Annotated in this window: 14 protein-coding genes; 8 read left to right on the top strand and 6 right to left on the bottom strand. The window is 32.5% G+C overall.

Going from position 1 to position 12,908, the window contains the following annotated elements:
* The first annotated feature begins 79 nt into the window (after positions 1-79).
* From LL966_RS11865 to LL966_RS11855, 3 genes are all read left to right on the top strand, one after another.
* Positions 80-691, top strand: a complete 612-nt coding sequence (locus tag LL966_RS11865; RefSeq protein WP_229353402.1) for a 50S ribosomal protein L25/general stress protein Ctc — start codon at positions 80-82, stop codon at positions 689-691.
* 262 nt (positions 692-953) lie between these two features.
* A complete protein-coding gene (gene pth / locus LL966_RS11860; protein ID WP_229353401.1) occupies positions 954-1,580 on the top strand; it encodes an aminoacyl-tRNA hydrolase in 627 nt (208 codons plus the stop codon).
* Positions 1,581-1,720: 140 nt separating this feature from the next.
* Positions 1,721-2,332, top strand: coding sequence for a superoxide dismutase (locus tag LL966_RS11855; RefSeq protein WP_229353400.1), 612 nt, complete (start codon positions 1,721-1,723; stop codon positions 2,330-2,332).
* Positions 2,333-3,372: 1,040 nt separating this feature from the next.
* Here LL966_RS11855 and LL966_RS11850 read toward each other — a convergent pair.
* The 4 genes from LL966_RS11850 to LL966_RS11835 all read right to left on the bottom strand — a co-directional run bounded on the left by LL966_RS11850 (position 3,373) and on the right by LL966_RS11835 (position 7,446).
* The gene (locus LL966_RS11850; RefSeq protein ID WP_229353399.1) at positions 3,373-5,271 is read right to left on the bottom strand and encodes an amidophosphoribosyltransferase; all 1,899 of its coding nucleotides are present in this window, start codon (positions 5,269-5,271) and stop codon (positions 3,373-3,375) included.
* A gap of 78 nt (positions 5,272-5,349) precedes the next feature.
* Positions 5,350-6,273, bottom strand: coding sequence for a PfkB family carbohydrate kinase (locus LL966_RS11845; protein WP_229353398.1), 924 nt, complete (start codon positions 6,271-6,273; stop codon positions 5,350-5,352).
* Between the two features lie 206 nt (positions 6,274-6,479).
* On the bottom strand, positions 6,480-6,875 hold the full coding sequence (locus LL966_RS11840; protein WP_229353397.1) for a hypothetical protein: 396 nt from the start codon (positions 6,873-6,875) through the stop codon (positions 6,480-6,482).
* On the bottom strand, positions 6,859-7,446 hold the full coding sequence (locus LL966_RS11835; RefSeq protein ID WP_229353394.1) for an RNA polymerase sigma factor: 588 nt from the start codon (positions 7,444-7,446) through the stop codon (positions 6,859-6,861). The genes LL966_RS11840 and LL966_RS11835 overlap by 17 nt, the downstream gene beginning before the upstream one ends.
* Before the next feature lie 420 nt (positions 7,447-7,866).
* On the opposite strand from LL966_RS11835, the gene LL966_RS11830 reads away from it, so the two are divergent.
* Positions 7,867-8,217: a DUF6249 domain-containing protein gene (locus LL966_RS11830; RefSeq protein WP_229353393.1), complete on the top strand. Its 351-nt coding sequence runs from the start codon at positions 7,867-7,869 to the stop codon at positions 8,215-8,217.
* A gap of 53 nt (positions 8,218-8,270) precedes the next feature.
* Here LL966_RS11830 and rnhA read toward each other — a convergent pair whose 3' ends face one another.
* Entirely contained in the window at positions 8,271-8,747 is a 477-nt protein-coding gene (rnhA, locus tag LL966_RS11825; protein ID WP_229353391.1) for a ribonuclease HI, read from the bottom strand.
* A 315-nt stretch (positions 8,748-9,062) separates the two neighbouring features.
* Positions 9,063-9,641, bottom strand: a complete 579-nt coding sequence (purN, locus tag LL966_RS11820) for a phosphoribosylglycinamide formyltransferase (RefSeq protein WP_229353390.1) — start codon at positions 9,639-9,641, stop codon at positions 9,063-9,065.
* A 175-nt stretch (positions 9,642-9,816) separates the two neighbouring features.
* On the opposite strand from purN, the gene LL966_RS11815 reads away from it, so the two are divergent.
* The 4 genes from LL966_RS11815 to LL966_RS11800 all read left to right on the top strand — a co-directional run bounded on the left by LL966_RS11815 (position 9,817) and on the right by LL966_RS11800 (position 12,908).
* A complete protein-coding gene (locus LL966_RS11815; protein ID WP_007137004.1) occupies positions 9,817-10,053 on the top strand; it encodes an acyl carrier protein in 237 nt (78 codons plus the stop codon).
* 237 nt (positions 10,054-10,290) lie between these two features.
* Positions 10,291-11,544 (top strand): beta-ketoacyl-ACP synthase II, encoded by a 1,254-nt coding sequence (gene fabF / locus LL966_RS11810; protein WP_229353389.1) that lies wholly within the window; start codon positions 10,291-10,293, stop codon positions 11,542-11,544.
* 9 nt (positions 11,545-11,553) lie between these two features.
* Positions 11,554-12,294 (top strand): ribonuclease III, encoded by a 741-nt coding sequence (gene rnc / locus LL966_RS11805; RefSeq protein WP_229353387.1) that lies wholly within the window; start codon positions 11,554-11,556, stop codon positions 12,292-12,294.
* 125 nt (positions 12,295-12,419) lie between these two features.
* Positions 12,420-12,908 (top strand): IPExxxVDY family protein, encoded by a 489-nt coding sequence (locus LL966_RS11800; RefSeq protein ID WP_109191320.1) that lies wholly within the window; start codon positions 12,420-12,422, stop codon positions 12,906-12,908.

The raw sequence follows: 12,908 nt of genomic DNA, 5'->3' as shown, positions 1-12,908 counted from the left end.
CATAAAAAAAGCCTAAAGCATATTGCTTAAAGCTTACAGCAAATTAGAATATTTATATTAATAACTATATTTTTTTACAATGAAATCGATTACAATTAAAGGATCAGAAAGAGAAAGCGTGGGCAAAGTGTCAACTAAAGCCTTACGTAATGCTGGAGCGGTTCCTTGCGTGTTATACGGAGGAAATCAGGCAGTACACTTCTCAGCAGACGCTGCAGCGTTCAAAAACTTGGTTTACACTCCAAACGCACACACAGTTGTGATTGAGCTTGGAAAAGGAAAATCATTCAATGCAATTTTGCAAGATATCCAAGTTCACCCAGTATCAGACAAAATTTTACACATTGACTTCTTCCAATTATTTGATGATAAAGAAATCACAATGGAAGTTCCTGTGAAAATCGTTGGTACATCTAAAGGTGTTCTTGCAGGTGGTGTTTTACGTTTGAACCAACGTAAATTAAAAGTTAAAGCTTTACCAGCAAATCTTCCTGATTTTGTTGAAGCTGATATTACTCCACTTGAAATGGGTAACAAATTATATGTTACTAAAGTTGGTGCTCCAGAATACAAAATTATGCACCCAGACAACACTGTTGTTGCTCAAGTAAGAATTTCTCGTGCTGCTATGAAAGCTGCTCAAGAAGCTGCAAAAGCTGCAAAAGCTCCTGCAAAAGGAAAGAAAAAATAATTTTTTTCAGCTCAAAAAAAAAGCCTCAATCTTACGATTGGGGTTTTTTTTTTGAGGTTCTAAGATGCTGAGGTACTAAGGTTCTAAGTTTTTATTACTGGAGAGCTTCGACTACGCTTAGCCTAACAATAAAAAATCCGCTAAATCTGCGAGAGACATTTTCGTAGCGACCTTTGCGAACTTTGCGGTTAAATCTCGACCAGTAAATAATTATCTAATTGACACATTTTCTAATTGCCAAATTAACTCTATTTTTGCAAACATGATAAAATGGATAACAAAACTGTTTTCATCAACACAAAAAGAAGAGAACATAGATAATATGAAGAAATACTTAATAGTCGGTTTAGGGAATATCGGAGCCGAATACGTAAACACAAGACATAATATTGGGTTTAAAGTGCTTGATTTTTTGGCAAGAAAAGAAAGCCTTTCGTTTGAAACCGTAAAATTAGGATCGTTAGCAGAATATAAGTTTAAAGGAAGAACATTTTTTCTTTTAAAACCAAATACTTATATGAATTTAAGCGGTAAAGCAGTAAAATACTGGATGGACAAAGAAAATATTCCATTAGAAAATATTTTGGTCATTACAGACGATTTAAACCTGTCATTTGGAACAATAAGAATCAAACCAAAAGGAAGTGACGGTGGGCATAATGGACTTAAAAACATTAATCTTATTTTGAATACTCAAAATTATACCCGTTATAGATTTGGTATAAGTGATCAATTCAAAAAAGGGCAACAGATAGATTATGTTTTAGGAGAGTGGAATGCAGAAGAAGAAGCAAAACTAACAGAGCGCTTAGAAATTTCAGCAGAAATTATTAGAACTTTTGGAACCGCTGGTTTAGAAAATACAATGACAACTTTTAATGGAAAATAAAGATTTACAGTCGTTTATCTAATAAAAAAATAAATTATCAGTTAATTTAATCGAATTATAACGAAATAGTATTTTCAATTCCAAAGTTAAATGTCTAAATTTGGGATAAATTATTATAAACCATAAAAATTAGAAATATCATGGCTTTTGAATTACCACAATTACCTTATGCATACGATGCATTAGAACCACATATTGATGCGCGTACAATGGAAATCCATCATACAAAGCACCACAATGCATATACTACAAATCTAAATGCAGCAATTGCTGGAACAGATTTAGAAGGAAAAACAATCGAAAATATCTTAATCAACTTAGATAAATCTAACGCAGCTGTTCGTAACAATGGTGGAGGTTTTTACAACCACAATTTATTCTGGACTGTAATGTCTCCAAACGGAGGAGGATTGCCAACAGGTGATTTATTAGCAGCAATTGAATCTTCTTTCGGATCATTTGAAGAATTTAAAGCAAAATTTGCTAAAGCTGGAGCTACACAATTTGGTTCAGGATGGGCTTGGTTAACAGTTCAAAAAGGAGGAAGATTAGAAGTTGTAGGTACTCCAAATCAAGATAATCCATTAATGCCAGAAGTTGCTGGTAACGGTGGAACTCCAATCTTAGGAATGGATGTTTGGGAGCACGCTTACTACTTAAACTACCAAAACAGAAGACCAGATTATATTGAAGCTTTCTTCAGTGTAATTAACTGGACTGAAGTTGCTAGAAGATTTGCTTTAGACAAATAAGAAGATAAAGTAAAGAATAAAGAGAAAAGACGAGAACCTTTCGGTTACTCGTCTTTTTTTTTGTTTGTATATTTCGTCTATAATCTTTTTTCTATTTTCTTTCGTCTTTTCTCCAAAAAAAAGAAAATAAAAAAGGTGGAATCTCTTCCACCTTTTTTGCCCCAAATCTACCATAAACTTAACCTACTAATGTTATGGTTTAGTAAAGATAGTGATGGATGTTTCGGGTAAAAAACTTTTCAGATGAAGTGTATTAATATCCGATAAATGGATTATAATTGATTGTCTTGTCCTTTTGAAGGAAAAACGGGAATAAAATAGCCTTTTAGAGAATTGAATGAAGTGTTAAGTAAAAGAATAGGATAATAACAATAGGGAAGGATTGTTGTTTCAGACTTATTGGAATAAAATAAAAAAGGTGGAATCTCTTCCACCTTTTTTGCCCCAAATCTACCATAAACTTAACCTACTAATGTTATGGTTTAGTAAAAGTAGTGAAGGATATTTCGAATTGAAAAAAATTCAGATGAAATGTACTAATATCCGATAAATGGAATATAATTTATTGTCTCGTCCTGTTAAAGGAAAAATGGGAATAAAATAGCCTGTAGAGGGTAGAATAAGATATGTAAAATTAAGATATAAAAGGTCGTTGTCTTTTGTATTTATAAAAAAAGCTAAAATAAAAAAGGTGGAATCTCTTCCACCTTTTTTGCCCCAAATCTACCATAAACTTAACCTACTAATGTTATGGTTTAGTAAAAGTAATGAAGGATATTTCGATTTAAAAAAAATTCAGATGAATGGTAAGTATATCCGATTAAAAGAATATAATTTGTTGCTTATGAAATACTTGAGTTTATTCCAATAAAAAAGGTGGTATTTCTACCACCCTTTTTGCCCCAAATCTACCATAAACTTAACCTACTAATGTTATGGTATCTCAAAAGTATCATTGCTTTTCAATTTTACCAAACAAACAGGATGAACGGCAAAAAAAACCGATGAAATGCACAAATTAACCTTTTATTAATACTTTTTTAATAAGCTCTAGCGTCTTTTCCTTCGTAAAAATTCATAAAAGCACGATTTACAACGCGATTTCCACCTGGAGTAGGGTAGTCTCCAGTGAAATACCAATCACCTAAATTTTTAGGACATGCGATATGAAGATCTTCTACCGTTTGGAAAATGATTTTTACTTCAGCATTGATTTCTGGTGAGCTTAACATTTCTGCTATTTTATCTGATATTTCCTCATTTGTAAATTGATCGTAAATTTCTGTTACATAATTTACAACATCAGTATCTGAGAAATTTTCTTGTGCTTTACATTTTGCATAAACTTCATCTACAATATGATAAAGGTTTCTTTCTTTTAATAAAGCAAGTGCAGCTCTAAAAGCAACTAAACCTTCTAATTTCGCCATATCAATTCCGTAACAATCCGGGTAACGAATTTGCGGTGCAGATGAAACAATTACAATACGTTTTGGTTTTAGACGATCCATCATCTTAATGATGCTCATTTTCAGTGTAGTTCCACGAACAATACTATCGTCAATAATAACCAAATTGTCTTCTGGTTTAATTACGCCATATGTAACATCGTAAACGTGTGCAACTAAATCGTCACGGCTACTATCTTCAGTAATAAAGGTTCTAAGTTTAGCGTCTTTAATTGCCACTTTTTCTGTACGTATTTTTACAGCTAAAAGTTCCTGAAGTGTATCAGCAGTTAATATATTTCTGTTTTCTAAGATATAATTGTTTTTTCTTTGGTTTAAGAAATCCTGAGCAGCTTCAACCAAACCATAAAATGATGTTTCTGCTGTATTCGGAATATAAGAGAAAACAGTATTGTCTGTATCGCTGTCAATAGCTTTAAGAACAGCAGGTAAAATCAATTTACCTAAGTTTTTACGCTCTTGGTAAATTTCAGCATCACTTCCTCTTGAGAAATAAATTCTTTCAAACGAACACGCTTTTTTAACGGTTGGTTCCAAGATTTGTTTCATAGAAACATTTCCATTCTTTTTGATAATCAACGCATTTCCTGGATCGATTTCCTGAACACTTTCAAAAGGCACATTAAATACAGTCTGGATCACAGGTCTTTCTGAAGCTACAACAACTACTTCATCATCTTGATAAAAATAAGCTGGACGAATTCCTGCTGGATCTCTAAATACAAAAGCATCACCATGACCTAATAAACCAGCCATTGCGTAACCACCGTCTAAGTTTTTAGCCGAACGGCCTAATATTTTTGCAATATCCAAACGTTCTGCAATTACTGGAGAAGCTTCTCTTTTTGAGTAACCTTCAGCTTTACAGTCTTGGTACAATTGCATTACTTCTTTGTCTAAGAAGTGGCCAATTTTTTCCATTACTGTAACAGTATCGGCCATTTCTTTTGGGTGCTGTCCTAATTCAACTAAGTTTTCGAAAAGTTCTTTAACGTTTGTCATGTTAAAGTTTCCAGCTAAAATCAAATTACGGTGCATCCAGTTACTTTGACGTAAAAATGGGTGAACGCTTTCGATGCTGTTTTTTCCAAATGTTCCGTAACGAACGTGTCCTAAAAACAATTCGCCTACGTACGGAATTTGAGATTTTATTTTATTGATATCGTCACCAATCTCTGGATTCTCCTTCAATTCTTCGCTGATACGTTCGTTTATTTGTTTAAAAACATCTTGTATCGGTTGCGAGTGATTAGAACGAACTCTGCTAATATAGCGCTGTCCAGGTTCTACATCTAATTTAATGCTTGCAAAACCAGCACCGTCTTGTCCTCGGTTGTGCTGTTTTTCCATCATTAAATACATTTTCTGGATTCCGTAAAATGCAGTTCCGTATTTTTCTTTATAATATTCAAGCGGTTTTAGAAGTCTAACTAAGGCTATACCACATTCGTGTTTTAAAGCATCGCTCATTTTTTTGTTTTTTTGTGTGTTGTAAGTTGTGTGTATTAACGTAATAAAAAAGCCCCGTTTTATCGAGGCTTTTGCGCATTATATTTCTATGTCAAACTGAGTTAACGACTTAAATTGCTGTAATCGAATCGCCACCTCGGCTTTGCTTAATGTTTCCATTCGTTCTGTTCCAAATTTTTCTACGCAGAACGAAGCTAAATTTGAACCATAAATAATTGCATTTTTCATGTTGCTAAACGAGATATTTTCGCTTTGCGCAATAAATCCAGAGAAACCACCTGCGAAAGTGTCTCCTGCTCCAGTTGGATCAAAAACATCTTCTAATGGTAAAGCTGGTGCAAAGAATACTTCTCTGTTGTGGAATAAAAGTGCGCCGTGTTCTCCTTTTTTGATTACCACATATTTTGGTCCCATATCTTGGATTTTAGCTGCCGCTTTTACTAATGAATATTCTCCAGAAAGTTGTCTTGCTTCTTCGTCATTAATTGTAATAACATCTACACGTTTGATAACGTCCAATAATTCTGGAAGAGCGCAATCCATCCAAAAGTTCATAGTATCTAAAACTACTAATTTTGGTTTTTTCTCCATTTGATCTAAAACGCTGCTTTGTACTAAAGGATGTAAGTTTCCTAACATCACAACATCAGCATCTTTATAATTTTGAGGAACTTTTGGCTGAAAATCAGCTAAAACGTTCAACTCCGTTACAAGAGTGTCTCTAGAATTTAAATCGTTGTGGTATAAACCGCTCCAGAAAAAAGTTTTTCCTCCTTTTACAATTTCGATACCAGAGATATCGATATTTTTTGAAGTCAATAAATCTAAATGTTCTTGAGGAAAATCGTCTCCAACTACAGAAACAATAGCCGATTGCAAGTTAAAAAATGACGCTGATAATCCGATGTAAGTCGCAGCACCACCTAATATTTTATCTGTTTTTCCGAAAGGAGTTTCAATCGCGTCGAAAGCAACTGTTCCAACAATCAATAGTTTATTCATTTTATGAATTTCGAATTAGGGTGCAAAGATACTTCATAAGTTACAATCTTGCAATGGTTTGGGTTCTCAAAATTTTCTTAAAAAAAAGAGAACGATTGCGAAGTAAAACTATTGTAAATGAATTGGTTAAAATTGATTTTTTATAAAGCTTAAAATATGTTTTTCGGATTTAAGATGCAAGTTTTTTGAAAATAATTGCGAATATTTTACAACTGATACTTCTTATCAAAATAATTCTTCAAAACGCCAATCTGAATCAGAATCATAAAAGGAACAATTAAAATAGCGTACAATATCGTTTTTGAAATATGAATTCCAGAAATAATGGCTGAAATTTTATCGGTATATGACTTTCCTATTTCGAGATTGTTCTCAGTTCCAGCAAAAAACACATTGTAAACAATTAAAAGAGCCAGAGCAACTCCAATAAAAATCCATGTTGAAATAGAAATTAAAGGTTTATAAGGTTTGATTTTTGCTTTTTCAGCAACAAGAATTTGCGACATTAGGTTTGCAGTAAAGTCAGCAGATGGCGATTGCAAAGTGTTTTCGGTCATCATTTTCTCAATAAGATTTTCTATGTTTTTATCTTCCTCTTTCATAATACTCTACTATTTCAGGTTCTAACTGTTTTTTTAAAATGGTGGCTAATTTTTGTCGGCTTCTAAATAATTTTACCTTAACATTATTGGCATTTAGATTCATGATTTTTCCAATTTCCTCCAAATTCTGATCTTCAAAATAAAATAAAGTTAGAAGGAAATTGTCTTCTCTAGGTAACAAATTTAAACAATTTTGAATTGCCTGCTTTCGTTCTTGGTCTTCTAAAGCACTCAATGCGTTATCCATTGTTTTGACTAAATGCGATGAAAATTCATCTATAGAGATATTTAAATCTTCTTTTTTGTTTTTCTTTAAACGATCTAGACAAGTATTATAAGAGATTTTATAAATCCAAGTTGAGAATTTAGAATCTCCTTTAAACTTGCTTAAAGAATTAAATGCTTTAATAAAAGTGTCTTGCGCGGCTTCTTCGGCTTCTTCTCTATTTTTAACCATTTTGAGCGACAATGTAAAAATCATATCCTTATAACGATCAACCAGCACGGCAAACAAATTGGTCTCGCCATGCAGAATTCTATCGATATAATGTTGATCTGGTATTGTACTCATATTATATAGGACGACAGTTTGTTATTTTAGGTTACAACATTTTGAAAAAATAAATTCCATTTTTTTTAAATCCCAAATTCCAATTGTTGGATGGGGTAGAAATTTATCAAAGTTTAACCACAATATTGTTATCTCGACGCAGGAGAGACCACACTTGAAGCTCCGCAAAGCAAACCGCCAATCTTTGTCTATTTTCGCGTGTGATTTCTGCTCTGTCGAGATGACAAAAATGTCGGTACTGACTTAGCGTTTAAACTTTATTTACTTTTTTAAAAGAATTTTAAAATCAAATTTACTTGATTATCAGTGAGTTTTGGAATTTGGAATTTAAAAAATTGATTTTTTTTTCGAAATGTTGTAACCTCAAATTAAAAAGCCTCGTCCTATGGAGTATCAATCAATTATAAAAACATAAAAATTATGGGACCACAAGTTTTAGTACCAGTTAGTCTTTTCGCGATGATCTTTGGGATTGTCTATCTTTTTTACTCTACAAGAAATAGAGAGCGTTTGGCTCTTATAGAAAAAGGTGCAGATGCCAGTATATTTTTAAAAGGAAGAACTAAAGGAAATTCAGCATGGAAAATATTTGTTGTAAATCTGGCCTTCTTATTAATAGGAAGCGGTGTTGGAATTTTTCTTGCTTTGATTATCACAACTTATACCGCTCTTAATGATGGTGCGGTTTATCCTTCAATTATATTTATAATGGCAGGAATCGGACTTTTGGTTGGATTTAAAACAGCAAAAGATTTAGATAAAGAAGAATAGATTTTTTTTAAGTTAGAAATGAAAAACGCATCAAGTAATTGATGCGTTTTTTTTTATTCTTTAGAACCGATTTTTTCATAATATTCATCAACCGAAAGTTTCGGTTGCATGGATGCCATAACCGCGAGTTGATCGCAGCGTTCGTTTTGCGGATGATTGTTGTGGCCTTTTATCCACTTAAAATCTACTTGATGTTTTCGATACGCAATTAAAAAACGTTTCCATAAATCTGGATTTTTTCTTCCGGCAAATTTCTTTTTTTCCCAGCCCAATACCCATTTTTTTTCGACAGAATCAACCACGTATTTAGAATCTGAAATGACTAAAACCTTCATATTAGGATTCTTCAGTTTTTCTAAGCCTACAATTACAGCTAGAAGTTCCATTCTATTATTTGTTGTCAGGCGAAATCCTTCGTAGAATTCTTTTTTGTGAGGAGTTCCAACCAATTCCATAACCACGCCGTAACCACCATTTCCTGGATTTCCTTTTGCCGCGCCATCTGTATATATATGTACTTCGTGAGTCATTTGTTTATTTTTTCACCATATAAGTAATATGAGTTCATTTAAATAATGAGTTCTTATATTACTTTGTCAAATAGGATAATGATTATTTATTAGTAAACTTAAATTTTTGTCTTATATAAGTAATATGAGTTCATTTAAATAATGAGTTCTTATATTACTTTGTTAAATAGGATAATGATTATTTATTAGTAAACTTAAATTGTCTTATATGAGTAATGTGAGTTGATTTAAATAATGAGTTCTTATATTACTTTGTTAAATAGGATAATGATTATTTATTAGTAAACTTAAATTGTCTTATATAACTTATATGGTTTAAATTTTAGAATTTGAATCTTCTAATATTTTGTGAATTATTTCTGGAAAATGTTTTTGCTCCAATTCATGAATCTTTTCTGCAACTGTTTCGGGTGTGTCTTCTTCGGTTAAAGCAACATTTGCTTGGAAAATAATGCCGCCTTCATCATAATGTTCGTTTACATAATGAATAGAGATTCCTGTTTCTTTTTCCTTATTATTAACTATCGCTCTGTGTATATGCATTCCGTACATTCCTTTGCCTCCGTAATTAGGTAAAAGTGCTGGATGGATGTTTATAATTTTGTTAGGATACACCTCAATTATGTTCTCAGGAAATTTTAAAAGAAAACCAGCAAGAACTATCAAATCTGGGTCGATTTCTTGTATTTTTTGTAAGACATTACGCTCTAAAAGTTCGTTTTTTGAGAAGATTTCGACTGGAATTTGATGTTTTTTTGCTCTTTCGATCACTTTTGCTGAAGCATTATTTGTAAAAATAGAAACGACCTTTGCAATTTCGGTATTCGAAAAATATTTTATAATGTTCTCTGCGTTAGTTCCTGATCCTGAGGCAAAAACGATAATTTTTTTCATAAAGCTGTGTGTTTTGAGAGTGCAAAAAACGGAATAAAAATCGAAAATAAATAGCTTTGAAAGACCTTTCTTGAAATTAATTTTATAAATTAGTGTTACATTTATAAACTAAATAGTTGTTTTAAAATAAAGTTTTTTATTTTTGCCAACAAATTAAATTCTAAAATTAAAGATTATGTCAGACATTGCATCAAGAGTAAAAGCGATTATCGTAGACAAATTAGGTGTTGACGAAAACGAAGTTGTAACAGAAGCAAGCTTCACTAATGATTTGGGAGCTGACTCATTAGACACTGTTGAGCTTATTATGGAATTCGAAAAAGAATTTGATATTCAAATTCCAGACGATCAAGCAGAAAACATTGCTACTGTTGGTCAAGCTATTTCTTATATCGAGGAAGCTAAAAAATAATAATACCACACCCGATTTCTAAAAATCCCAATTTTTGAAATTCCAAATTCCAATTGGAATTTGATTTTTGAAATTTGAAATTTTTAAGAGTCGGGTGTTATTATTTTTTTAAAATTTAAATTTCGATTGATTTTCAATCAAAAAGATATATTTATATTGTAATGCCCATGGCTCTTAAGTAACAATACTGTTAAGAAAGCGTGGGTTTTATTTGTTTAAAGTACAAAATACATATTTATGGCATTAAGGCGAGTTGTTGTAACAGGATTAGGTGCACTTACTCCTATCGGGAATAATATCCAGGAATATTGGGATGCACTTGTGAATGGGGTTAGCGGAGCGGCTCCTATAACATATTATGATACAGAAAAGCATAAAACGAAATTTGCCTGCGAAGTGAAAAACTTCAATATTGAAGATTACATGGATCGCAAGGAATCTCGTCGATTAGATAAATTTGCACAATACGCTGTTGCTGCCAGTGATGAAGCTATTAAAGATGCTGGAATCACAAATGATAACGTAAACAAACAAAGAGTTGGTGTTATCTGGGGAGCTGGAATTGGAGGTTTAGAAACTTTTCAAGAAGAAGTTTTGTATTATGCAAAAGGTGATGGAACTCCAAAGTTCAATCCATTCTTTATTCCTAAAATGATTGCCGATATCGCTCCTGCGCATATTTCTATGCGTAACGGATATATGGGACCAAATTATACTACAGTTTCTGCATGTGCATCTTCTGCAAATGCATTAATTGATGCTTTCAATTACATTCGTTTAGGAATGTGCGATGTTATTGTTTCTGGTGGTTCTGAAGCTGCTGTAACAATTGCTGGTATGGGAGGATTTAGTTCTATGCACGCTTTATCTACAAGAAATGAAAGTCCAGAAACGGCTTCAAGACCTTTCGATGCAACCAGAGATGGTTTTGTTTTAGGAGAAGGAGCAGGAGCTTTAGTTCTTGAAGATTATGAGCATGCAAAAGCAAGAGGTGCTAAAATTTATTGTGAAGTTGGAGGTGGCGGAATGTCATCTGATGCTTACCACTTAACAGCACCGCATCCAGAAGGAATCGGAGTTATTGCCGTAATGGAAAATACTTTGAGAGACGCTGGAATGACTCCTGAACAAGTTGATCACATTAATACTCATGGAACTTCTACTCCGCTAGGAGATGTTGCTGAGTTAAAAGCGATTAGTAAAGTTTTTGGAGATCACGCTAAAAACATTAATATCAATTCAACAAAATCAATGACAGGACACTTACTTGGTGCTGCTGGTGCTATTGAAGCAATTGCTTCTATTTTGGCAATGAAGCACGGTATTGTTCCTCCAACGATTAATCATACAGTAGTTGACGAAAATATTGATCCATCTTTAAACCTTACTTTAAACAAACCTCAAAAAAGAGAGGTAAATGTTGCTATGAGTAATACATTTGGTTTTGGTGGACACAATGCTTGTGTATTGTTTAAAAAATTAGCTGACTAATTTCTGTATATGAATATTATCAAAAAAATATTTTCTAAATCCCGTTCTCTAGAAGACGGGATTTTTTTTGACACTATTCAGAAAATTCTTGGTTTTCAGCCAACAAATATTGATTTTTATAGAAGAGCATTTACACATCGCTCGTCTAATAAGTTAGATCAAAATGGCCAGCCTATCAATTACGAACGATTGGAATTTTTAGGAGACGCAATGTTAAGTGCCGTGATTGCAGCACATTTATTTAATAAAGCGCCAAATGGCGATGAAGGTTATTTAACCAAAATGCGTTCAAAAATTGTTAGCCGTGAGCATTTAAACGAACTAGGAAAGGATTTGAATTTAGTGCAGTTTGTAGAGAGTAAAGTGCCAATTCAACATTTTGGAGAAAACATACACGGAAACATCTTTGAATCTCTAATTGGGGCTATTTATTTAGATAAAGGATATTCTTTTTGCGAAAAATTTATTGAAAAAAGAGTTGTTACACCTTATGTCGATATAGCACGATTGGAAGGAAAAGTTATAAGTTATAAAAGTTTGGTTATCGAGTGGTGTCAGAAAGAAAAAAGAGTTTTTCATTATGATATTTTTGAAGATAACGGAATTGATGGACAACGCTTATTTGGCGTAAAGCTTAGTATTGATGATAAAGTTGTTGCAAGAGCGAGAGCAACTTCAAAAAAGAAAGCAGAAGAAAAAGCATCGCAAAGGGCTTATTTTGCATTTCAAGAAAAAATTGACAAGAAATAGCTGCAAAAATGTTGTAAGTATCACAAGGCTACATCGTTTTCGTTTATAATTTAACAAAACAACCATGTCATAACTGTTGATGCTCCGTTTAGAAATAGTATATTTACAACTTGATTTTTCAAGACATGGCTATTCATAAATTGGATTTAGACGAATTTGACGAAATTGATTATTATTTAATGGCAATTCATACTTCATTAGAAGATTACAGATTAGCCTATTTTATCAATAAAATCCTTCCGATAAACTTAAGTAAGAGCAAAAACGAGATCCATGCTCAAACTAAGGAAGGTGAAGCAAATTTTTCCAGATTCTATTATTATGATGAAGAAAAAGCTGTTTCCTGGAATTTAATTCAGAATAAAAACGAAATCATTTCTGTGAGTACAAATGATTTTCAGAATTTGTTTTCTAATGAAACAAGTGAGGTTTCTACAACAATTCATTTACTTCCTGAATTTAAAAAAGTCGATTTTTTCCTGAAAATTGATAATAGCGAAGAGGCGCTTAATTTTTCAGAAATTCAACAAAAATTAAAAACAATCGAAAGTATTGCAGCTATTTATGCTGTTGATACGGACAATATAAAATCAAAAAACAATCTAATTTTTTAA

This window comes from Flavobacterium chungbukense (genome assembly GCF_020805785.1).
In the GTDB taxonomy this organism is placed as follows: domain Bacteria; phylum Bacteroidota; class Bacteroidia; order Flavobacteriales; family Flavobacteriaceae; genus Flavobacterium; species Flavobacterium chungbukense.
The sequence above is the reverse complement of the archived record's forward strand: the minus strand, read 5'-3'. Positions and strand labels throughout refer to the sequence as shown.

Coding starts and splice junctions, on each gene's coding strand:
- LL966_RS11865 (WP_229353402.1), top strand. CDS start 80: ATGAAATCGATTACAATTAAAGGATCAGAAAGAGAAAGCGTGGGCAAA.
- pth (WP_229353401.1), top strand. CDS start 954: ATGATAAAATGGATAACAAAACTGTTTTCATCAACACAAAAAGAAGAG.
- LL966_RS11855 (WP_229353400.1), top strand. CDS start 1,721: ATGGCTTTTGAATTACCACAATTACCTTATGCATACGATGCATTAGAA.
- LL966_RS11850 (WP_229353399.1), bottom strand. CDS start 5,271: ATGAGCGATGCTTTAAAACACGAATGTGGTATAGCCTTAGTTAGACTT.
- LL966_RS11845 (WP_229353398.1), bottom strand. CDS start 6,273: ATGAATAAACTATTGATTGTTGGAACAGTTGCTTTCGACGCGATTGAA.
- LL966_RS11840 (WP_229353397.1), bottom strand. CDS start 6,875: ATGAAAGAGGAAGATAAAAACATAGAAAATCTTATTGAGAAAATGATG.
- LL966_RS11835 (WP_229353394.1), bottom strand. CDS start 7,446: ATGAGTACAATACCAGATCAACATTATATCGATAGAATTCTGCATGGC.
- LL966_RS11830 (WP_229353393.1), top strand. CDS start 7,867: ATGGGACCACAAGTTTTAGTACCAGTTAGTCTTTTCGCGATGATCTTT.
- rnhA (WP_229353391.1), bottom strand. CDS start 8,747: ATGACTCACGAAGTACATATATATACAGATGGCGCGGCAAAAGGAAAT.
- purN (WP_229353390.1), bottom strand. CDS start 9,641: ATGAAAAAAATTATCGTTTTTGCCTCAGGATCAGGAACTAACGCAGAG.
- LL966_RS11815 (WP_007137004.1), top strand. CDS start 9,817: ATGTCAGACATTGCATCAAGAGTAAAAGCGATTATCGTAGACAAATTA.
- fabF (WP_229353389.1), top strand. CDS start 10,291: ATGGCATTAAGGCGAGTTGTTGTAACAGGATTAGGTGCACTTACTCCT.
- rnc (WP_229353387.1), top strand. CDS start 11,554: ATGAATATTATCAAAAAAATATTTTCTAAATCCCGTTCTCTAGAAGAC.
- LL966_RS11800 (WP_109191320.1), top strand. CDS start 12,420: ATGGCTATTCATAAATTGGATTTAGACGAATTTGACGAAATTGATTAT.